Source organism: Polaromonas jejuensis NBRC 106434 (genome assembly GCF_001598235.1).
Taxonomy (GTDB): domain Bacteria; phylum Pseudomonadota; class Gammaproteobacteria; order Burkholderiales; family Burkholderiaceae_C; genus Polaromonas; species Polaromonas jejuensis.
In genome coordinates this window covers 11708-32015 of the sequence record NZ_BCYO01000021.1, presented here as the reverse complement: position 1 = coordinate 32015, position 20308 = coordinate 11708, and the positions used below count along the sequence as shown (strand labels likewise).

Genomic DNA, 20308 nt, shown 5'->3' with positions numbered 1-20308 from the left:
TAAAGATACGGTAAACGGCAGTGATTTCGCTGCCGTCCGCGCCGCTAGATGCTATTTAATTAATAGCTTCTTGTGCCCGCCGTTATTGGGCTGGAGGCTATTTTAGTCTTGAAACGAGGGCCGCCAGCACGAGCACCGGCAAGCCCGGCAAGGCCGTCGCGGTGGAAAAATGGCTGTCACCGAAGGCATCCAATCAGCGCGGCCACGCGAAGAGAAGATTGCTCAGCGCCCGGGCCGCTGCATGCGCCAAAGCAGCAGCAGCAGCAGCATGGGCGGGATGGCGGTCAGGCCGGTGGCCACGAACGCCGTGGCGTAGGCGCCGAGGAGTCCGTGGGTGGGCGTGAGCGTTTCGACCGCAATCCCGGAGAATCCCTTCAGGAACTTGCCGAGCAAAGCGTAGGTCGAGGACAGCATGGCGTACTGGGTGGCGGTGTAGCCGAGGCTTGTCAGGCTCGACATGTAGGTCACCAGGGCGACGCCGGCGAAGGCCTGGGCAAACGCGTCGAGTGTCATCACCGCGGCGAAAACCGACGGCTCAGGATAGACGCTGAGCAAGGCGAATGCCGCCGTACCAAACCCTTCGAGCACCAGCCCTGCGACCAGCGTCGGCAGCAAGCCCAGCCGCACGGCGCTGATCCCGGCCGCGGCGATGCCGAGGAAGGTGGCGACCAGGCCGAAGGAGCCGCGCACCCAGGCGACCGTGTCCTTGGAGAGTCCGAGGTCGTGGTAGAAGGGGTTGTACATCGGCCCCATCACGAAGTCGGGCAGGCGATAGAGCGCCACCATCAGCAGCATGACGAGCCCGGCGACCTTGTGCTTGGCGAAGAAGTCGACGAAGGGGCCGACGATCGCATCGGCGAGGCCGCGCAAGGTCCAGAGCGGGGGCTTCTGGTGCAGGACCACATCGGCGCGGGTCGGCTCGGAGGCGAACAAGGTGGCCATCGTGCAGAGCGCCATCAGCACCGCCATGCCAACGTACGACATCGACCAGCCGACGCGTGCCGCCGCGGCGATGATCAAGGCGTCGGTGACGAGCAGGGCGATGCGGTAGCCGACCTGCGCCGCCGAGGTCATCAGCCCCACTTCGTCGGCGTCGGACGCCGCCTCGATGCGCCAGGCGTCGATCGCGATGTCCTGCGTGGCCGAGGCGAAGGCCGTCAACAAGGCGAAGGCGCCGATGGCTGCGAGCCCGCCCGCCGTCCCGACCGCGGCCATGCCCAGCAGCCCGATGGTGACAAGAATCTGGCACAGCAGCATCCAGCCGCGACGCCGGCCGAGGCGGCCCAGCAGCGGCACGTCGATGCGGTCCACCAGCGGCGACCAGTACACCTTGAAGGCGTACGCGAAGCCGACCCAGGAGATGAACCCGATGGCAACCAGGCTCGTGCCGTCGTCCCTCAGCCAGTAGCCGAAGGTGTTGGCGGTGAGCAGGAAGGGCAGGCCCGAGGCGAAGCCCAGCGCCAGCATGACCGCGACCTTCGGCTGCCGGAGCTCGGCCAGCACCTCGAGCGCAGAGCGTTTGCGGCGCGTGGTGGCGTTGGCCTCGGTCATCGATGGCCTCTTGGCATCGAGGGCATCGGGACAAGGCAGGTCGGAAGAGGGGTTTTTGGCTGACATGGGCATTTCAATTTGTGACTATTATTCACTCATGTGCTTTTTATGCGAGGCCAAACACTCCGCCTGGTCAGGCCGCCGGGCATTTTTGCTGGCTGCGGCCGGGGCGGCGGCAACTGCCGCCACCACGCCGCTGCGCGCCCAGGTCGAGGTGGGGCCGTCATCGGGGCTGCGCAATCTGGTGCCGGCCGACGAGATCGAAGGCGCGGCCACGCAGGAGTACACCAAGCTGTTGGCAGAGGCCCGGGCCAAGGGTGCGCTGGCGCCGCAAGGCAACCCGCAGCTGCAGCGGCTGCGCGGCATTGCCGCGCGCCTGGTGCCTCAAACCGCTCAATGGAACGACCGGTCCAGGCAATGGCGCTGGGAAATCAACCTGATCGGCAGCAAGCAGATCAATGCCTTCTGCATGCCAGGCGGCAAGATTGCTTTTTACACCGCCATTCTCGAGCAGCTCCAGCTGACCGACGACGAAGCCGCCATGATCATGGGCCACGAAATGGCGCACGCCCTGCGCGAGCATGCACGCGCGCGCATCGCCAAGAGCCAAGGCACCGGGACGATACTCTCGCTGGGCGCGCAGTTGCTGGGGCTGGGGCAACTGGGCGATCTGGCAGCCAGTGTCGGCACGCAATTGCTCACGCTGCGCTTCAGCCGCGAAGACGAAACCGACGCCGACCTGGTGGGGCTGGAACTGGCCGCACGCGGTGGCTACAACCCCCAGGCCGCGGTCAGCCTGTGGGAAAAAATGGCCCAGGCCGGCGGGGGTGGCAACGGCCCCGCTTTTCTGTCCACGCACCCCTCGGGGCCGGAGCGCATCCAGCAGCTTCAGGCCAACGTTCCCAAGGTTCAGGGCTTGTACCTGCGTGCCCGAAGCTGAGGCGGTGCCTTCTGCGCGGCCGCCTCGGCTCCTCATTCCGGCGTAGCGGACAATCAGGGTGCCGCCTGGTTGGCGGCCTGTGCCGTTTTTCACCACCCCCAGGCTTATGAGCATTCCCGCAGGTCCTGACGCCCTCAACACTGAACGCGGCCGCCTGCCGTCCCTGTTCAGCCGCGCCTGGTGGCGTGCTTTCCGGCCCGCCCGGACCCGCATCAACACCCGCGAGCGCCTGCGCCTGGTGATGGGCGCGCTGCTGGGTATTTTCCTGACCGGATGGCTGTGCCACCTGGCGGGCGGCACGCTGGCTTCAGGCCTGCCCTGGCTGATAGCGCCGCTGGGCGCCAGCGCGGTGCTGGTGTTTGCAGTGCCGGCCAGTCCCATGGCGCAGCCCTGGCCCGTGGTGGGCGGCAACACGCTGTCGGCACTGGTGGGCATTGCCGGCGTGCATGGCGTGTACCTGCTGGGCTCGCCCGAATTGGCCGCCGCGCTCGCGGTGGCCACCGCCATTGCCCTGATGCTGGCGCTGCGCTGCCTGCACCCGCCGGGCGGCGCCACGGCGCTGATGATGGTGCTGGGCGGCATGGCCGACCCGGCTTTTGCGTTTTACCCGGTGCTGCTCAATTCGGTGCTGCTGGTGCTCGCCGGCATCGCCTACAACAATGCCACGCGCCGGCCCTACCCGCACATGCAGCTCGCGCCGCTCACCGGGGCGGTTTCCCGCGAGGCGCGGCAGCTCGATGCCGACCTGGACGCCGTGCTGGCGCGCTACAACCAGGTGCTGGACGTCAGCCGGGATGACCTCAAGGCCCTGCTGGCCGATACGCAACTGCGGGCCTATGACCGCAAGCTGGCCGAGGTGCGCTGCGCCGACATCATGTCGCGTGACCTGGTGACGGTGCAGTTCGGCACGCCCTTGCAGGAAGCCTGGGCGCTGCTGCGCGAGCGGCGCATCAAGGCCCTGCCCGTGGTGGACCGCAGCTTTCGCATTGCCGGCATCATCACGCTGGCCGATTTCATGCGGGCCGCCGAGCTCGACCTGTACGAGGGCTTCGATGAGAAGTTGCGAACGCTGATCCGCAGCACGAAGAGCAGCTATTCGAACAAACCCGAGGTCGTGGGCCAGATCATGACGCGCCATGTGCGCGTGGCCGGCATGCAGCGCCACCTCGTGGACCTGGTGCCGCTGTTTGGCAGCACCGGCCACCATCACATTCCCATCATCGGAGAGGGGGAGCGCCTGGTCGGCATGATCACGCAGTCCGACCTGGTCGCCGCACTGGGGCGGGCGGCCGATCCGGCGGCGTGAGCCGGGGCTGCCGCTGCTGGCGTCTGCCCAGGCGCTGAGGCTGCCAGGATTGAATCGTTGAATTAAACGGTTGAAAGTGCTGTTTGCCCAATTCGGATGGGTATAGGTTGCTACTGTTTTGATAGCGTTTCCGGTTGGACCTGTGGCCGCCAGATTACGGGCACTGCTTGCCGGGCTGGCTCGCCTGCTTCAAATAGGCCACCAGGTCTGCCCGTTCCTGGGCATCCGTCACCCCGGCGTAGCCCATGGAGGTGCCCGGCACGGCCTTGGCGGGGTTGGCGAGGAACAGATTCAGCGTCTTTTCGTTCCACACGATGCCGGATTTTTTCATGGCCGAAGAATATTCAAAGCCTGCCACCGTGCCCGCCTTTCGGCCAAACAGGCCGCAGTGCCTGGGCCCGGCGCGGTCACGCTCCAGCGCATGGCAGGCAAAGCAGCGCGTGTAGATCTGCTCGCCACGCACAACATCGCCGCGCACAGGCGCGGCGCCCAGCGCCCCGCTGACGACGGCGCCAAAAAACAGGCAGATAAAAGCACGCACGGCAAAACCTCTTTCTTTTCATGCCTTGCGGGCAAGGCGACCATGAACGGGGCCGCGGGCTGCCCGGACAAGCGGCCCGGGCAGGCGGCGGCAGCGCGGGCGCTCAGGACATGAAGGCCATGGGCACCGGGTTGTCACCCAGGGCGTTGCTCAGAATGGCCCAGTGCATGGCCTCGTCGCCCAGGATGCTGGCGGCCGCCTTGGCGAGTTCGCGATCGCCAAACACCGGCACCGCACCCAGGTAGGCACTGACGGCGCCTTTTTCCAGCATGGCCGCAAAGCGCAACACGTCGGCCTGGCTCTTGAGCTTGTCAACCGGAAAGTCGTACTTGGCCTTGGCCACCACGGGTTTGCCGCCCAGCTTGCTGACCACCGACGCCAGCAGCGTGGCGTGCTCCTTGTGGTGCCCCTGGAACTGGACGGCCAGATCGAGCACCGGTTTTTGCAGCAGGCCGCTTTCGGCGCCGACCTGGTAGGCCGCAATGGCTTCCAGCTCCGCCCCCAGCGCGGTGTTCAGAATGCCCACATCCTTGTGGGGCGATTTGGTCTTGTTGCTGGCGGCCAGGCTTTCGCGTCCGGCCAGCATGGCGATGGCGGTGCCCGACAAGGTCAGGCCGGTCGCCTGGAGCATGCCCCGGCGGCTGCTCAGGAGTTCTTCGCCGTGGCGAATAAAGCTGAATGACATGATGATTCCCTCGAAGTAGATTAGATAAAGCGCAGGCGAAGCCATCCCCAAGTCATGTGCGCTGACCATGACTTGATGGGGTCGGTGAAGGGGCGAGGAAGGCTAGGGCGGTGGCGTGCTGCCGGCGCCTGCGCCATGGCGAATGGCCTGCAGCACGGTGTGAACAATCCGGTCGCAGCGCCCGCCTTCAAAGGCAAACGAGTCCTGCAAGCCGGCTTTCACGTCACGCAGCAGGGACAGCTTGAGCATCTGGCGGGCCCGGAACAGCCGGGTCTTGACGAGCGCCGGTGAAATCTCCAGGCACTGCGAGGTTTCCTCGACGCTCAGCTCTTCCAGGGTCCGCAGCACAAACACCGTGCGGTAGTCGTCGGGCAGGCGGTCAATCTTGGCTTCCAGCAGGCTGCGTAACTGTTCGCGCATGGCCAGGTCCTCCGGGGTTTCCGAGAGCATGAGTTCGATGGCGTTGAGGGCCTGGTTGTCGTGCATGGCGAAGGCCGTGTCGCCCTGCAGACGCTGGCCGGCGGCTTGCTGCTGGCGTTTTTTGCCCAGCGCCTCGTTGATCACGATGCGTGTCAGCCAGGTGGACAGCTGTGCCGTGCCCCGGTAGGTTTTCAGCGCGATGAAGGCGCGCAGGTAGGCCTCCTGCAGGGCGTCTTCGGCGTCGCCATCGGCGTGCAGGATGCTGCGCGCCACGCGGAACAGGCGCCGGTTGTGGCTGCGCATCAGCTGCTCGAATGCTTTCAGGTTGCCTGCGGCAATCTGTGCAATCAGCACTTGCGGGTCGGTCAGTGCCGGGGACGCGGGCGACAAGGTTTCCATGCATTCACCTCGGTTGGGTCGGTATTACTGCATTAGATGGTTCACGCGGCCGCCAGGTTACAGCTGTCTTTGGCGGCGGAAGCGCCCGGCCTTGCTCATGGCCCCGGTTTCTTTTCCTTCGGCCGGCCCGCAGCCCGTTCGGGATACGGCGCATCCAGCTCGGGCAGGGCAAATTCATCCTGCAGGCCGGCGAGCTCGGCCCGATGCAGATCAGCCAGCGGCTCCAGGCAGCGCTCGCCTTTTTTTGTCAGCGTGACTTCAACGCGCCGCTTGTCGTCGCTGCTGGTCCGGCGTTTGACCAGGCCGGCGGCCTCGCACCTTGAAATCAGCGAAACCACGCCATGCGGCTGGGCCTGCAGGCGTTCGGCGAGTTCGCCGACCGTGGCCCAATCGCGGCCCGGAAAGCCCCTGATCTGCAGCATCAGCAGGTACTGCAGGGAGGTGATGCCGTGGTCGCGGCAGGCCTCTTCGCTGAAACGCAGAAAACGCCGCAGCTGGTAACGGAAATCGGCCAGCCGTTCGAAGTCGGCCTTGGACATTTTTGGGACGGCAGAGGCGGGCATGGTGATAAATTTCCAGACCCACCCTATATATCACGGCATGATGTAATATGGCAATTCGGCCCTGCCGGCCATTGCCACCTGCTTTTTTGGAGCGGTGTCCATGAAGCTCAACATCCTGTCTGATCTGCACCTGAGCTGCGGCGTCCTGGAGATTCCCCGCAATGACGCCGATGTGGTCATCCTGGCCGGGGACATTGCGCACCCGCCGGAGGCCGTGTCCTGGGCCCTGGGATTCGGCAAGCCGGTGCTCTATGTGCCCGGCAACCACGAGTTCTACGGCAGCCGCATGGTGGACACCCTGGCGGAACTCGGGCGGCTGTGCGCCGGCACCCGCATCCATGTGCTGGACTGCGGGCAAATCATGCTTGGCGGCGTGCGCTTTCTGGGCGCCACGCTGTGGACCGATTTCCGGCTCATGGGTGAGGGCGAGCCGCGGACGCTGGCGATGCAGGCGGCGCAACATTTCATGCGTGACTTCAGCAAAATCCATGTGGACGAGGTTCCGGACCGGCTGTTCACGCCCGACGACGCGGCGGCGCTGTGCCATGGCCAGGCGCGCTGGCTGGCAAGCCGGCTGGCCGAGCCGTATGCGGGACCGACCGTGGTGATCACCCACCATGCGCCCTCGCGCCGCAGCATCCATCCGCGCTTTGCCGGCTCGCCGCTCAATGCCTGCTTTGTGTCCGATCTGGATTCCCTGATCGACGGGCGCCGCGCCCGGCTATGGGTGCACGGCCATACCCATGACAGCTTCGACTACCCACTCAACGGCACCAGGGTGGTCTGCAACCCGCGCGGGTATGCGAAGGACGGGGTGAATGAGAACCCCCTGTTTGATCCCCATTTCCGGGTGGACATCGCATGAGCGCCGCGCCGGGCCGTCCCCAAGCAAGCTCGCACCGCAGTGCGCAGCACGGAGGTTACCCAATGAGTACCTGGTTTTCAAAATCGCTGGGCGATGGGGTCTGGTCCTTCAGCATGACGGACCAGGTCAAGGATGCATTCCTGCCCCTGTTTGTGCTCGCGGGCCGCCCGTTGGAGATGGCGGTCTTCACGCGGCATGAGTCGGAGGGGCGGCTGCACTGTGAGGTCGTGGCCTATTTCTCCCCGGCGGCCTCGGTGGTTGCCCATGTCCTGAACGCCGCGCCGTGCGGGAAGCCGGCACGCGGAGAGCTGGACCTGCTGGCCGGCGAGCCGGGCTGCTGGCCCGTGCTGTTTCCGGATGAAGAATGAAAAGAGCTTGCAGCCCGCTCCGGATCAGCGCAGGGTGCTTCTATTTTGGTAGCAATTAAAACGAAGGCGCCGGGTGCCCCCAGCGCTTGAGGTTGTAGACCAGGCTCATGCGGGGCCGGGTGGTGGTCAATCCGACAAACGACGAGCGCTCATAATGCAAGCAAAAACGCCAGCAACGCTCATGGACATCACTCCCATCACCGAAGCCATCCAGCGTGACGCCTTGTGGGTCGTGTTTGTGAATGTGCTGCTGCAGCAATTGGGGCTGCCGATCCCGGCTGTGCCGACCCTGCTGGTTGCCGGCAGCCTCGCCGCCTCCTCGGGCCGGGCCGGACAAATGCTCGCGGCAGCGGTGCTGGCGTCGGTGCTGGCAGACTGGATCTGGTATCTGGCCGGGCGCGCGTTTGGCTATCGCGTCCTGTCCGCCCTGTGCAGGCTGTCCATCAATCCGGGTTCCTGTGTTTCGGAAACGGAGGGACGTTTTATCCAGTGGGGCGCGTGGTCGCTGGTTGTCGCCAAGTTCGTTCCAGGTTTTTCCATCGTGGCGCCACCGATCGCCGGCTCGCTGCGCATGCCGCTGCCCAGTTTCGTTGCCGCAGCCGGTCTTGGCGCGGCGCTCTGGGCAGGTGCGGCCATTTTCGCCGGCTGGTGGTTGCGTGCCGAGCTGCAAACCGCGCTGGAAATCATGAACAGGCATGGCGGCACAGCCGTCGTCGCCGTTGCGATGGCCCTCGGCGTCTGGCTCGTATGGAAGCTGTGGCAGAAATATCGTTTTGAACAACTGGCGGCCATTCCCCACATCACGCCCGTGGAGCTGGCGGAGGCCCTGAAGTCCAAAAAACCGCCTTTGCTGCTGGATTTTCGTGGCGACGCCATGATCGCCCAGGAGGGACCCATAGCACGCGCCACGCCGGCCCGCCTGGACGACTTGCCCCAAGCCGTCGGCCCCTGGCCTAAGGACCATCGCATTGTGACCCTGTGTGCCTGCCCTCAGGACGCCACGGCCGTGAGGGCGGCACGCGTGCTGATGAAATTGGGCTACACGTCTGTTCGCCCGCTCAAGGGCGGGTACGACGCATGGATGAAACAGCTGGGCGAACCTGGGCACGGGTCACGGTGAGCATGCGGTTTTCACTTTCTATGTGATGGCCGTGCCGTCGCCCTTCAAAGCGCCCAGTCGTACTCGACAGTGAGCGGCGCGTGGTCACTGAAGCGCTGGGCCTTGTAGATGTCGCTTGATCGTGCATGGGCGGCAAGGCTTGGCGTGGCCAAATGGTAGAAAGTTGCACAAAAAAACTACATTTGAGTTGTGGTTGTCATGACCAATGAAAAATGGTCTCACCCACTCTTAAACCATGTCTGGCAGCCCCCGTGGGGCGTACGGTACTATCAAGGGCTTACTTTTACCTAGAAGGTTTCTGCCAAAGGCTGCTGTGGCGCTTGGAAAGTCAAATGGAACGGATCGAATCGATCAATCGTCAACGAATCCAATGGTGCTGCGCCGAAAGGGGCGTAACGCCAGAGGATCTTGCACGTGAGGTCGGCATCTCGCCCATCACCTTTGCAAAGTTCCTAGTCGGGGAAGTTGGGCTAACGTTCTTGCAACTGAGGAAAATCGCCGAGTATTTTGGACGAGGTGTTCTGTTCTTCCTCGATGAAGGACCCGCTGAAACAGAGCGGGTGCACACGGTGCAGTATCGAACACTAGCCGGCATAAAACCTGGTATGTCCTACCAAGTGAAGAAGTTGATCGAGCGTGTAGAGAGGCAACGTGAGCTTTATCTTGCCCTTCGTGATGACTTGAACCCCGATGACTATCCAACCTTCGTCCCTCCTACGGTTTTTGCAACCGATCTACCGCGCACAGCGGTAGACATACGGCGTTGGCTGGGGCTAGGTCAGCAAAACACATTCGAGGCATATCGAGCAGCTGTTCAGGCGAAAGGCATTCTTGTCTTCCGAACCAACGGATATGCGGGGCAATGGCAGATTCCTAAGGAGAGTCCAATCTTAGGATTCGCACTTTACGACGCACGATGCCCTGTCATCGTGGTTAGGAAGTCGCAGTGGGAAACTCAGCAAACGTTCACGCTGATGCACGAGCTCGGACATTTGTTACTCCATCATGAGAGTTCCATTGACGATGAAGCAGATATGCAGTCCCGACTGGGGCATGAGCGGCAAGCGAACTCATTTGCGGGCAGATTACTTGTGCCCGACGAAGTTCTGAACAGTCTTCGTGATGACGAGCGCCCTGCGAATGTCATGAACTACGACGAGTGGCTGAAGCCTTTGCGTAGGATGCTCGGAGTAAGTACCGAGGTGATTTTGCGTCGATTGTTGGAGGCTGGACGCGTTGAACAAGACGAGTATGCCGCCTATCGTGCTCACGTTGCGTCGCTACCGGTCCGAGAAGAAGAGGGCGGCAGCCGTATGTACCGCTTCCGAGAACCAAGGCATATTTTTGGCGAGACTTACGTACGTACTGTTCTTGATGCACTCAGCGCCCGCCGAATCACGACAACCAAAGCGAGCAGCTACTTAGACGGCATCAAATTGTCAGACATACATCAGTTGGAGAGGCACATTGCAGGTAATTGACGCCTCTTCAATCGTGTATGCGTGGGACAACTATCCGATAGCTCAATTTCCTCGACTATGGGATTGGCTGCGCGACGAGATCAACGCAGTCCGCCTACATATTCCGTTTGTCGCACTCGAAGAGGTGCGCAACGTGGCACCTGATTGCGCGGCTTGGTTGACGGCGGCTGGAATCGTTGTGCTTCCTGTCGGAAATCAAGTCACGACTGACGCAAACAGGATCAAAGGGCTTCTTGGAATAGTGGGTGACCGCTACCAAGCAGGCGTTGGTGAAAACGACTTGTTGATCGTCGCGACCGCACGGCATCATGGTTTTGAGTTAATCAGCAATGAGAGCGAGCAGCCCACTCTTCCACGTGCAATGGCGAATTACAAGATTCCTGCCGTATGCGCTATGAATGCCGTTGGTGTGAGTTGTTGCTCGTTTCTCACCTACTTCAAGAGGTCGGGTCGAGTGTTCGGCTGACACACCAAGTCGCGGCTAATTTAGCGGCTTTGGCGATACCAGGAGTCGTGATTTGATAGTCAGTGCGACGAAAAACCTACGGATGTTGGCCGAAATGCGAAACGAATGCCTAGAACGAGATCGCCTGAAATTTGGCGCTTGGAGAATGTTGCCAAGGCATCCTGTATGCACCGTCGCTGACGCGGTCGGAATAATCGACGATTTGAGGCCACCATCTCACGAAACGTTCTGTTTCCATCCAGAAGCCGTGCTTTGACCACTGGCTATCAAGAACGAACACTGTGTGGCCTGCTCTGCGGATCGCTTCGCGCTCGGCGCCATGCTGCTTTTTGAACCGGTCGATGGAAACGATGTACCAGGGACCATCCTGGGATAGCTCGCCAATCCACTTGAGATCAGGGGCATTTTTCTCGAAGCGATCAGCGAGATGAATGACCTCTTCCTCCCCCGCCGTGAGTGCCGACAACTCTCTGATGCCGTGGGCTAAATGCCGTGACAGGTTGTTGTCGAAGAAAAACTTCAAGCGGCAAGTCTTTCTTCAAACTCGACCGCTGCAGTCACCATACCTGTCGTGATGTCAAAGAACTCTTGCAACCATCGCGCGGCCTCGTCCTTCAGCCAGGAACGAGGCGTGGATTGTGTCGGTTGGGATCCCCGCCTCAGCCAGAACCGGAGTGCCAAATTGCAAGGCAGGATCCAGGACGATTGTTTTTCGCCTGTTGACGGGGAACCATCTTTGAGCATCATCGTGTCCATATTCAATGCCGGCATAAAGCGACGGCTTGATGATGTCCGAAAAGACATATTGCTTGCGCAGCACGTCAATCAGTCGAGGTTCTCCTGTTGCCTGTTCAATGGCTTGAAGGAAGAGCCGCTTGCCATCAGTCAGGAAGTTGCGGTTTGTCAGTGGATAGTCCGCACCGAAGTTACGAGCTGCAGCGTCAACAGTTGCTCGAATGACTTTGAGGTCGACGTGACGTCTGTGGCAATGAAGCTCAGAGCTTGAAGTCGTAGTCCACGCTGATGGGCGCATGGTCGGAAAAGCGCTGCTCCTTGTAGATATGCTCGTGGCGGGCCAGCGCGGCAAAAGCCGGTGTCGCCAAATGGTAGTCCAGCCGCCAGCCCACGTTCTTGGCATAGGCCTGGCCGCGGTTGCTCCACCAGGTGTAGGCGGCGTCGGTGGCCGTGGGCTGCAGCTTGCGGTAGACGTCGACCATGCCGCCTCCTTGGGGCGGTATTTTTCCGCCGGGCCGCCCCAAGGAAAAAGCGGCCCCCTCGGGGGGCGGCGCAGTACGCGAAGCGACAAGCGTGGGGGCGATCAACTCATCGGCCGCCTCGTTGGCCAGTTCGGCATCGCGCAGCAGCTCGGTCATCCAGGCGCGTTCTTCGGGCAGGAAGCCGCTGTTATTTTTATTGCCCTTGAAGTTTTTCAAATCGATTTCCTGGTGCGCGATGTTGATGTCGCCGCACAGCACGAAGTCGCGCGTGGTCTTCAGGGCCAGCAGGTGCGGGTAGAACTCGGCCAGGAAGCGGAACTTGGCGGCTTGCCGCTCCTCGCCCGATGAGCCGCTGGGAAAGTAGGCGCTGATGATGGACAGCTTGCGCTTGGGTGTGTCGAAGCGCAGCTCCACATAGCGGCCTTCGGCGTCGAATTCGGTCGAGCCATAGCCCACGATCACGTCGCTGGGCTCATGGCGGGTGTACACCGCCACGCCCGAATAGCCTTTTTTCTCGGCGAAATGAAAATGCCCTTTGAGTCCGGCAATTTCCTCAAATTTGCCGCTCACGTCGGCGGCTTGCGCCTTGAGTTCCTGCACGCAAATACAATCCGGCATGGACTGGGCAAGCCATTCCTGCACGCCTTTGCTGGCGGCGGACCGGATGCCGTTGAGGTTGAGGCTGGTTAATTTAAACATGGGATTTCCAATGAGCAATGCAGGGCAAACAGACAACAGGGGCGCAGCGACTTCCGCGGACAGCGCGCTGGCGCTGGAATTCGTGCAGTTTGCCGTCGAATCGGGCGTGCTGCGTTTTGGCGAATTCAAGACCAAGGCCGGCCGCATCAGCCCCTATTTCTTCAATGCCGGCCTGTTTGACGACGGCGCCAAGCTGGGCCGGCTGGCGCAATTCTATGCGCGGCTGCTGGTCGCCGAAGAGCAGCGCAGCGGCCTGCAGTTTGACATGATTTTCGGCCCCGCCTACAAAGGCATTCCGCTGGCCGCCGCCGTCGCCATCGAGCTGGCGCGGCTGGGCCGCAACCTGCCGTTTGCCTACAACCGCAAGGAAGCCAAGGACCATGGCGAAGGCGGCACGCTGGTCGGTGCCCCGGTGCAGGGCCGGGTGCTGATTGTCGATGACGTGATGTCCGCCGGCACCGCGGCACGCGAGTCGATTGCCATCATCCAGGCCGCCGGCGCCACCCCCCATGCGGTGGTGATCGCGCTGGACCGGCAGGAAAAAGCCACCGAAAACGGGGTCGATGTGGACCACAGCGCCGTGCAATATGTCACCCGGCAGCTGGGTTTGCAGGTTTGCGCGATTGCGCGCCTGACGGACTTGCTGCAGTATCTGTCCGTGCAAAGCAGCGCGCCGTCGGCGGATGAGGCCGGCGCCCTGGCATTCAAGACGCACTACCAGGCTGTGCTGGCTTACCGGGAACGCTACGGCGTGGATTAAGGAATCAAATCTTGCGAACTGCATTTACCGTGGGTCTGGCGCTGGCCGCGTGCCTGGACGGCCAGGTTTCAGCGCAAAACATCTACAGCTGTGTCGATGGCAAGGGCCGCACGATCACGGCGGACCGCCCCATCATTGAGTGCATAGACCGCACGCAGCGCGAGTTGACGCATACCGGCACCATCAGGCGCGAGCTGGGGCCCTCGCTCACCGCCCAGGAGCGCGCCGCCCAGGACGAAAAAGACAAGCTCGCCGCCGAGGCGCGGGCCCGCGAGGCCGAAGACAAGCGCCGCGACCGGGCCCTGCTGCTGCGCTATCCCAACCGCGCGGTGCACGACCAGGAGCGCAGCACGGCGCTGAGCCAGGTGGATGAGGTCATCAAGGCCTCCAGCAAACGAACCGTCGAGCTGGCCGAGCAGCGAAAGGCCATCAATGCCGAGCTGGAGTTTTACGTCAAGGACCCGAGCAAGGCCCCCCCGGCCCTGAAGCGCCGGATCGAGGAAAACGACAACAGCGCGGCCGTGCAAAAGAGATTCATTGCCGACCAGAATCTGGAAAAACAGCGCATCAACCAGCGCTTTGATGAAGAACTGGTCAAGCTCAGACAGCTGTGGGCACTGGCGGGCAGGGCGCCTGCCGATGCGCCGGGCGCCTCCAAGACGGCTTCCAAGAACTGATTCCTTGAGAGAGATCGGCCTCTGGCCCAATCAATACGGGCGCAAGCAGCTATATTTTTCATAGCGATTTTGCGCCGTAAGGGCATACCGGGCCAGCGCCCGCCGTCATCAAGCCAGTTTTTTCTTCAGCAACTCGTTGACCTGCGCCGGATTGGCCTTGCCCTTGGTGGCCTTCATGGCCTGGCCGACCAGGGCGTTGAAGGCCTTGGCATTGCCGGCCTTCACCTCTTCGACGTTCTTGGCGTTGGCCGCCAGCACCGCGTCGATGATTCTTTCCAGCTCGCCGGTGTCGCTCATCTGCTTGAGGCCCTTGGCCTCGATCAGCGCATCCACGTCCTGGCCTGCGCCGGTCCACAAGGCCTCGAACACCTGGCGGGCGGCGTTGTTGGAGATGGTGCCGTCGGCAATCCGGCCTATCAGTTGCGCCAGCTGCGCCGTGCTGACCGCCGAGGCCTCAATCGACTTTTCTTCGGCATTCAGGCGGCGTGACAGCTCGCCCATCACCCAGTTGCTGGCCAGCTTGGGGCTTTTGCTCGCCGACGCCACGGCCTCGAAGTAGGCGGCGGTGGCCTTGCTCTGCGTCAGCTGGCCGGCGTCGTACTCGGGCAGGCCGTAATCCTTGACAAAGCGCGCCGCCATCACGCGCGGCAGCTCGGACATCTCGGCGCGTGTGCGCTCCACCCAGTCGCGGCCAATCACCAACGGCGGCAGATCCGGGTCGGGGAAATAGCGGTAGTCGGCGGCGTCTTCCTTGGTGCGCATGGCGCGCGTCTCGCCGGTGTCCGGGTCAAACAGCACGGTGGCCTGCTGGATGGCGTGGCCGTCCTCGATCTGCTCGATCTGCCAGCGCACCTCAAAGTCGATGGCCTGCTGCATGAACTTGAAGCTGTTCAGGTTCTTGATCTCGCGGCGCGTGCCCAGCGGCGCGCCGGGCTTGCGCACCGACACGTTGGCGTCGCAGCGGAAGCTGCCTTCCTGCATGTTGCCGTCGCAAATGCCTATCCAGGTGACGATCTTGTGCAGCTCCTTGGCGTAGGCCACGGCCTCGGCGGAGGAGCGCATGTCGGGCTCGGTGACGATTTCCAGCAGCGGCGTGCCGGCGCGGTTCAGGTCTATGCCGCTCATGCCTATGAAGTCCTCGTGCAGCGACTTGCCGGCATCTTCCTCGAGGTGGGCGCGCACCAGGCGCACCGATTTTTTCTCGTCGCCCAGGTAAAACTCGACCACGCCGCCCTGCACCACCGGAATCTCGAACTGGCTGATCTGGTAGCCCTTGGGCAGGTCGGGGTAGAAGTAGTTCTTGCGCGCGAACACGCTGCTTTCTGCAATGTGAGCATTCACTGCCAGGCCGAACTCGATGGCGCGCTGCACCGCGCCCTTGTTCATGACCGGCAGGGCGCCGGGCAGGGCAAAGTCCACTGCGGAGGCCTGGGTGTTGGGTTCGGCGCCAAAGGCGGTCGAGGCGCGGCTGAAAATTTTCGACTGGGTGGTCAGCTGGGTGTGGGTTTCGAAGCCGATCACGACTTCGTAGCCCTGTACCAACAGGGAGTTTGTGTCTTTGCTCATGGTCGTCATGCCGAAACTTCCGGCGCCTTTTGATGCCAGTCGGTGGCCAGCTGGAACTGGTGCGCGGCGCCCAGCAGCTGGCCTTCCTTGAAGTAGTTGCCAATCAGCTGCAGGCCCACCGGCAGGCCGCCTGCGCCAAAGCCCGCAGGCACGCTCATGCCGGGCAGGCCGGCCAGGCTGGACGACAGGGTGTAGATGTCGGCCAGGTAGTTGGCCACCGGGTCGTCGGATTTTTCGCCGATCTTCCAGGCCACTGTAGGCGACACCGGGCCGGCAATGATGTCGCACTGGCTGAAGGCCTTCTGGAAGTCCTGGGCGATCAGGCGGCGGATTTTCTGCGCCTTCAGGTAGTAGGCGTCGTAGTAGCCGTGCGACAGCACATAGGTGCCTATCATGATGCGGCGCGTGGCTTCGTCGCCAAAGCCTTCCGAGCGCGACTTCTTGTACATGTCGGTGAGGTCGCTGTAGTTGGCCGCCCTGTGCCCATATCTCACGCCGTCGAAACGGCTCAGGTTGCTGCTGGCTTCGGCGGGCGCGATCACGTAATACACCGGAATCGACAGCTCGGTCAGCGGCAGGCTGACGTCCACCAGGGTGGCGCCCAGCTTTTCAAACTCGCTCAAGGCGCCGCGCACGGCGGCCAGCACGTCGGGCGCGCAGCCGGCACCGAAAAACTGGCTGGGCAGGCCAATTCTCAAGCCTTTCAGGGGAGCGGCACCCGTCCTGCCTGCGGTGGCTGCTATTAAATCTGCAGCGTAATCGGTCGCCGGCAGGTCCAGCGAGGTCGAGTCGCGGTCCGGGTCGGGGCCGGCCATGGCCGACAGCAGCAGGGCGCAGTCCAGGGCGCTGCGCGCCATCGGGCCGGCCTGGTCCAGGCTGGAGGCAAAGGCCACCATGCCGTAGCGCGAGCAGCGGCCGTAGGTCGGCTTGATGCCGGTGATGCCGGTCAGGGACGCCGGCTGGCGGATCGAGCCGCCGGTGTCGGTGCCGGTGGCGGCCGGCACCAGGCGCGCCGCCACGGCCGCCGCCGAGCCGCCGGAGGAACCACCGGGCACGCGGCTCAGGTCCCAGGGGTTTTGCACCGGCTTGTAGGCGCTGTTGTCGTTGCCCGAACCCATGGCGAACTCGTCGCAGTTGAGCTTGCCCAGGGTCACCATGCCGGCGCCGCCTTGGGTACCGGGTTGTCCCACGCCAAGCCGGCTGACCACGGTGGCGTCAAAGGGGCTGCGGTAGTTTTCCAGCATCTTCGAGCCGGCCGTGGTCGGGAAGTCGCGGGTGACAAACACGTCCTTGTGGGCCAGCGGAACACCCAGCAGGGGGCTGCGCTCGCCGGCGGCCAGCCGCGCGTCGGCGGCCCGGGCCTGCGCCAGCGACACGTCGGCGTTGGTGGCCAGGAAGGCGCCCAGCTGCTCGGCCTGCACGCGGGCGAGGAAATGCTGGGTGACTTCGACGCTGGAAACGTCGCGGGCGGCCAGCCTGGCGGCCAGTTCGGCCACGCCGAGTTCGTGGAGGTCTTGCTGGCTCATTCGATCACCTTGGGCACGAGAAACAGGCCGCGTTCGACGGCCGGAGCGCTGGCCTGGCTGGCCTCGCGCTGGTTGGGTTCGCTGGCGATGTCCTCGCGCAGGCGCAGGGCCACCTCGCCGATCACCGCCGCCGGATGGGCCAGCGGCTCCACGCCGTCGGTATTGACGGCCTCCATCTGTTCCACCAGTGCGAAAAAGCCGTTGAGCTGGTGCAGGGTGTGCTCGGTTTCGTCGGGACGCAACTCCAGCCGCGCCAGGTTGGCAACGCGTGCGATGTCTTGGGGTGTCAGTGCCATGGGGTCAGGGTGTGAAGGAAATGCGGAAAAAAAGATCGGGGCAACAGGGCGAAAATACAGTGGAAAACGGGAGCTGAAACGAGGTGTAAAGCTGAAAAAACGGTCCTGGCGGGACCATGGAAACACGGGGGATGCGGTATTATCCCGCCTTTGGTGTGAAATCAGTGCCGGATGCACTCTTTAGGCGCCTTTTAGGTGCTGGAAACCAGGTTTCGGAAGGCTTGGGCCTGACTTTCCTCAAAATTGGCTAATCATAAAAGGCGATGGCGCAACGAAGTTTGCCCATGCCGCAACCGGACTCCTGCATATGTTTGAATCATTCCGTCGGTACTTTTCCACCGACCTGGCGATCGACCTTGGCACCGCCAACACCCTGATTTTTGTACGTGACCACGGTATTGTGCTGGATGAGCCGTCCGTGGTGGCGATTCGCCATGAAGGCGGCCCGCAGGGCAAAAAAACCATCCAGGCCGTCGGCTCCGAAGCCAAGGCCATGCTGGGCAAGGTGCCCGGCAACATCGAAGCCATCCGGCCCATGAAAGACGGCGTGATCGCCGACTTCACCGTGACCGAGCAGATGCTCAAGCAGTTCATCAAGATGGTGCATCCGCGCAGCCTGTTCAAGCCCAGCCCGCGCATCATCATCTGCGTGCCCTGCGGCTCCACCCAGGTCGAGCGCCGCGCCATCCGTGAAAGCGCCCTGGGCGCCGGTGCCAGCGACGTCTACCTGATCGAGGAACCCATGGCCGCCGCGATTGGCGCCGGCCTGCCGGTGTCGGAAGCCAGCGGTTCCATGGTCGTCGACATTGGCGGCGGCACCACCGAGGTCGGCGTGATCTCGCTGGGCGGCATGGTCTACAAGGGCAGCGTGCGCGTCGGCGGCGACCGTTTTGACGAGGCCATCATCAACTACATCCGCCGCAACTACGGCATGCTGATCGGCGAGCCGACCGCCGAGGCCATCAAGAAAAGCATTGGTTCGGCCTTTCCGGGCTCTGAAGTCAAGGAAATCGAAGTCAAGGGCCGCAACCTGTCCGAGGGCGTGCCGCGCAGCTTCACGATTTCGAGCAACGAAATCCTCGAAGCCCTGACCGACCCGCTCAACAACATCGTGTCGGCCGTCAAGACCGCGCTGGAGCATACGCCGCCCGAACTGGGCGCCGACATTGCCGAGCGCGGCATGATGCTGACCGGCGGCGGCGCCTTGCTGCGCGATCTGGACCGCCTGCTGGCCGAAGAAACTGGCCTGGCGGTGCTGGTGGCCGAAGACCCGCTGACCTGCGTGGTGCGCGGCTGCGGCATCGCGCTGGAGCGCATGGACCGCCTGGGTTCCATCTTCACCTCGGAATAGCCCCCCACGCCCCGCTTCGTGTGGCATCCCCGCCGCACCAGGCGGGGCCAGCCTGACAGCGCACCATGCCCTTAGGAACCCTTGACAGATCCCCGCCGCCCTTTTTCAAGCAGGGGCCGTCGGCGCTGTCCAAGCTGATGTTCTTCAGCACGCTGTCGCTGTTTTTGATGGTGGCTGACGCCCGGTTTCACGTCACCGAGCCGGTGCGTGCCGTGCTGGCCACCGCGCTGTACCCGGTGCAGTGGCTGGCCCTGCAGCCGGTGCACGCGGTCAGGAATGTCAGCGAGTATTTCACCGGCCTGAGCCAGGCCCAGGCCAACAGCCGGGAAGCCAGCAAAAAGCTGGCGCTGCAGTCGCTGCGTGCCAGCCAGGTCGAGCAGCTGACGCAGGAAAACAGCCGGCTGCGCAAGCTCCTGGACCTGCGCGAACACCTGGCCACCTCGGTCATGGCCGCCGAGGTGCTCTACGACGCGGCGGACCCCTACACCCGCAAGGTCATCATCGACAAGGGTCTGGCCCAGGGCGTTGAGGTGGGCTCCCCGATTCTCGACGAGTCCGGCGTGCTGGGGCAGGTCACGCTGGTGCATCCGCTGGTCAGTGAAGTCACGCTGCTGGTGGACCGTGAACTGTCCATTCCCGTGCTCAACATGCGCACCGGCGCGCGCAGCGTGGCCTATGGCGACCCGGCGGCCGCCGGCAGCGGGCTGGAGCTGCGCTTCATGGGCAGCAATTCGGACGTGCAGGAGGGCGACCTGCTGACCACCAGCGGCATCGATGGCGTCTACCCCCCTGGCCTGCCGGTCGCCAAAATCAGCCGCATAGAGCGGCGCGCCGAATCGGCTTTTGCCAAGATTTACTGCACGCCGCAAGCGCTCGTCACAGGCGCGCGGCATGTCATGGTGGTCAAGCCCGTCGGCAACCAGATACCGCCGCGGCCGGTCAGCAATGCGCCGGCCGCTCCGCCAAAGAGGGGGGCCGCCAAATGATCATGCGCTCCGGCCAGCAGCTGCTGCTGCCCGCCAACCCGGTGTTCATCTGGTGCAGCCTGATCGCGGCACTGCTGCTGGACATGCTGCCGTTGGGGCGCGTGCCCTGGATGCCCGATTTTCTGGCCCTGGTGCTGGTCTTCTGGAATGTGCACCAGCCGCTGCGCGTGGGGATTGGCCTGGCCTTCATGTTTGGGCTGGGCATGGATGTGCACCAGTCTTCGCTGCTGGGCCAGCATGCCCTGTCCTACACGGCGCTGAGTTTTTTTGCCGCCCTGATTCACCGCCGACTGCTCTGGTTCACGGTGCCGTCGCAGGCCGTGCAGGTGTTGCCGCTGTTTGCCGTGGCGCACGCCATGGAACTCCTCATCCGCATGATGGGCGGGGGCATTTTCCCGGGCTGGATCATGCTGGTGGCGCCATTGGCCGAGGCCCTGCTCTGGCCGGTGGTCAGCGTGCTGCTGCTCGTGCCGCAGCGCCGCGCGCCCAACCCGGACGAGAATCGCCCGCTATAAATGGCCCCCA

Annotated in this window: 23 protein-coding genes and 1 pseudogene; 12 read left to right on the top strand and 12 right to left on the bottom strand. The window is 63.3% G+C overall.

Annotated features, from left to right (window positions below):
- Nucleotides 1-222: 222 nt before the first annotated feature.
- A complete protein-coding gene (locus PJE01S_RS18830) occupies nt 223-1551 on the bottom strand; it encodes an AmpG family muropeptide MFS transporter (RefSeq protein ID WP_068835235.1) in 1329 nt (442 codons plus the stop codon).
- Between the two features lie 97 nt (nt 1552-1648).
- Between PJE01S_RS18830 and PJE01S_RS18825 the strand changes: the two genes are divergently transcribed.
- On the top strand, nt 1649-2491 hold the full coding sequence (locus PJE01S_RS18825) for a M48 family metallopeptidase (protein WP_068835234.1): 843 nt from the start codon (nt 1649-1651) through the stop codon (nt 2489-2491).
- A gap of 106 nt (nt 2492-2597) precedes the next feature.
- Nucleotides 2598-3797: an HPP family protein gene (locus PJE01S_RS18820; RefSeq protein WP_084389634.1), complete on the top strand. Its 1200-nt coding sequence runs from the start codon at nt 2598-2600 to the stop codon at nt 3795-3797.
- Between the two features lie 154 nt (nt 3798-3951).
- Here PJE01S_RS18820 and PJE01S_RS18815 read toward each other — a convergent pair whose 3' ends face one another.
- The 4 genes from PJE01S_RS18815 to PJE01S_RS18800 form a co-directional block, all read right to left on the bottom strand.
- Nucleotides 3952-4338, bottom strand: coding sequence for a c-type cytochrome (locus tag PJE01S_RS18815; RefSeq protein ID WP_068835190.1), 387 nt, complete (start codon nt 4336-4338; stop codon nt 3952-3954).
- Nucleotides 4339-4441: 103 nt separating this feature from the next.
- On the bottom strand, nt 4442-5023 hold the full coding sequence (locus tag PJE01S_RS18810; RefSeq protein ID WP_068835232.1) for a ferritin-like domain-containing protein: 582 nt from the start codon (nt 5021-5023) through the stop codon (nt 4442-4444).
- 102 nt (nt 5024-5125) lie between these two features.
- Nucleotides 5126-5842, bottom strand: a complete 717-nt coding sequence (locus PJE01S_RS18805; protein WP_068835189.1) for an RNA polymerase sigma factor — start codon at nt 5840-5842, stop codon at nt 5126-5128.
- A 95-nt stretch (nt 5843-5937) separates the two neighbouring features.
- Complete coding sequence (locus PJE01S_RS18800) at nt 5938-6405, bottom strand: MarR family winged helix-turn-helix transcriptional regulator (protein ID WP_068835188.1); 468 nt, start codon at nt 6403-6405, stop codon at nt 5938-5940.
- 100 nt (nt 6406-6505) lie between these two features.
- Here PJE01S_RS18800 and PJE01S_RS18795 point away from each other — a divergent pair, with 100 nt between their 5' ends.
- From PJE01S_RS18795 to PJE01S_RS18785, 3 genes are all read left to right on the top strand, one after another.
- A complete protein-coding gene (locus PJE01S_RS18795; protein ID WP_068835187.1) occupies nt 6506-7270 on the top strand; it encodes a metallophosphoesterase in 765 nt (254 codons plus the stop codon).
- 62 nt (nt 7271-7332) lie between these two features.
- A complete protein-coding gene (locus PJE01S_RS18790) occupies nt 7333-7638 on the top strand; it encodes a hypothetical protein (RefSeq protein ID WP_068835186.1) in 306 nt (101 codons plus the stop codon).
- Between the two features lie 181 nt (nt 7639-7819).
- Entirely contained in the window at nt 7820-8758 is a 939-nt protein-coding gene (locus PJE01S_RS18785) for a VTT domain-containing protein (RefSeq protein WP_068835185.1), read from the top strand.
- A gap of 44 nt (nt 8759-8802) precedes the next feature.
- On the opposite strand, the pseudogene PJE01S_RS26035 reads toward PJE01S_RS18785, so the two are convergent.
- Nucleotides 8803-8916 (bottom strand): annotated as a pseudogene (locus PJE01S_RS26035) (exodeoxyribonuclease III); the annotation flags it as partial.
- A gap of 174 nt (nt 8917-9090) precedes the next feature.
- Here PJE01S_RS26035 and PJE01S_RS18780 point away from each other — a divergent pair.
- On the top strand, nt 9091-10239 hold the full coding sequence (locus tag PJE01S_RS18780) for a helix-turn-helix domain-containing protein (RefSeq protein ID WP_068835184.1): 1149 nt from the start codon (nt 9091-9093) through the stop codon (nt 10237-10239).
- Nucleotides 10226-10705, top strand: coding sequence for a DUF4411 family protein (locus tag PJE01S_RS24670; protein WP_084389633.1), 480 nt, complete (start codon nt 10226-10228; stop codon nt 10703-10705). Before PJE01S_RS18780 ends, PJE01S_RS24670 begins: the two co-directional genes overlap by 14 nt.
- Before the next feature lie 109 nt (nt 10706-10814).
- Here PJE01S_RS24670 and PJE01S_RS18775 read toward each other — a convergent pair whose 3' ends face one another.
- The 3 genes from PJE01S_RS18775 to PJE01S_RS18765 are packed head-to-tail and all read right to left on the bottom strand — an operon-like array spanning nt 10815 to nt 12621.
- Nucleotides 10815-11228, bottom strand: a complete 414-nt coding sequence (locus PJE01S_RS18775; RefSeq protein ID WP_068835183.1) for a PIN-like domain-containing protein — start codon at nt 11226-11228, stop codon at nt 10815-10817.
- A gap of 54 nt (nt 11229-11282) precedes the next feature.
- Nucleotides 11283-11738, bottom strand: coding sequence for a hypothetical protein (locus PJE01S_RS24665; protein WP_174548564.1), 456 nt, complete (start codon nt 11736-11738; stop codon nt 11283-11285).
- Nucleotides 11701-12621 carry an exodeoxyribonuclease III gene (locus PJE01S_RS18765; RefSeq protein WP_068835181.1) on the bottom strand — a complete coding sequence of 307 codons (921 nt, stop codon included), beginning with the start codon at nt 12619-12621 and terminating at the stop codon, nt 11701-11703. Before PJE01S_RS18765 ends, PJE01S_RS24665 begins: the two co-directional genes overlap by 38 nt.
- 10 nt (nt 12622-12631) lie before the next feature.
- Between PJE01S_RS18765 and pyrE the strand changes: the two genes are divergently transcribed.
- Both pyrE and PJE01S_RS18755 read left to right on the top strand, forming a co-directional pair.
- The gene (gene pyrE, locus PJE01S_RS18760) at nt 12632-13381 is read left to right on the top strand and encodes an orotate phosphoribosyltransferase (protein WP_068835180.1); all 750 of its coding nucleotides are present in this window, start codon (nt 12632-12634) and stop codon (nt 13379-13381) included.
- Nucleotides 13382-13392: 11 nt separating this feature from the next.
- Nucleotides 13393-14058 (top strand): DUF4124 domain-containing protein, encoded by a 666-nt coding sequence (locus PJE01S_RS18755; RefSeq protein WP_084389632.1) that lies wholly within the window; start codon nt 13393-13395, stop codon nt 14056-14058.
- Nucleotides 14059-14166: 108 nt separating this feature from the next.
- On the opposite strand, the gene gatB is transcribed toward PJE01S_RS18755, so the two are convergent.
- The 3 genes from gatB to gatC are packed head-to-tail and all read right to left on the bottom strand — an operon-like array spanning nt 14167 to nt 17446.
- Nucleotides 14167-15624 (bottom strand): Asp-tRNA(Asn)/Glu-tRNA(Gln) amidotransferase subunit GatB, encoded by a 1458-nt coding sequence (gene gatB, locus PJE01S_RS18750; RefSeq protein ID WP_068835230.1) that lies wholly within the window; start codon nt 15622-15624, stop codon nt 14167-14169.
- 5 nt (nt 15625-15629) lie between these two features.
- The gene (gene gatA / locus PJE01S_RS18745) at nt 15630-17150 is read right to left on the bottom strand and encodes an Asp-tRNA(Asn)/Glu-tRNA(Gln) amidotransferase subunit GatA (RefSeq protein ID WP_068835179.1); all 1521 of its coding nucleotides are present in this window, start codon (nt 17148-17150) and stop codon (nt 15630-15632) included.
- Entirely contained in the window at nt 17147-17446 is a 300-nt protein-coding gene (gene gatC, locus PJE01S_RS18740; RefSeq protein WP_068835178.1) for an Asp-tRNA(Asn)/Glu-tRNA(Gln) amidotransferase subunit GatC, read from the bottom strand. Before gatC ends, gatA begins: the two co-directional genes overlap by 4 nt.
- Before the next feature lie 307 nt (nt 17447-17753).
- Between gatC and PJE01S_RS18735 the strand changes: the two genes are divergently transcribed.
- The 3 genes from PJE01S_RS18735 to mreD all read left to right on the top strand — a co-directional run bounded on the left by PJE01S_RS18735 (nt 17754) and on the right by mreD (nt 20298).
- A complete protein-coding gene (locus PJE01S_RS18735; protein WP_068835177.1) occupies nt 17754-18797 on the top strand; it encodes a rod shape-determining protein in 1044 nt (347 codons plus the stop codon).
- A gap of 65 nt (nt 18798-18862) precedes the next feature.
- On the top strand, nt 18863-19783 hold the full coding sequence (gene mreC / locus PJE01S_RS18730) for a rod shape-determining protein MreC (protein WP_068835176.1): 921 nt from the start codon (nt 18863-18865) through the stop codon (nt 19781-19783).
- Complete coding sequence (gene mreD / locus PJE01S_RS18725; protein ID WP_068835175.1) at nt 19780-20298, top strand: rod shape-determining protein MreD; 519 nt, start codon at nt 19780-19782, stop codon at nt 20296-20298. The genes mreC and mreD overlap by 4 nt, the downstream gene beginning before the upstream one ends.
- Nucleotides 20299-20308: the final 10 nt, after the last annotated feature.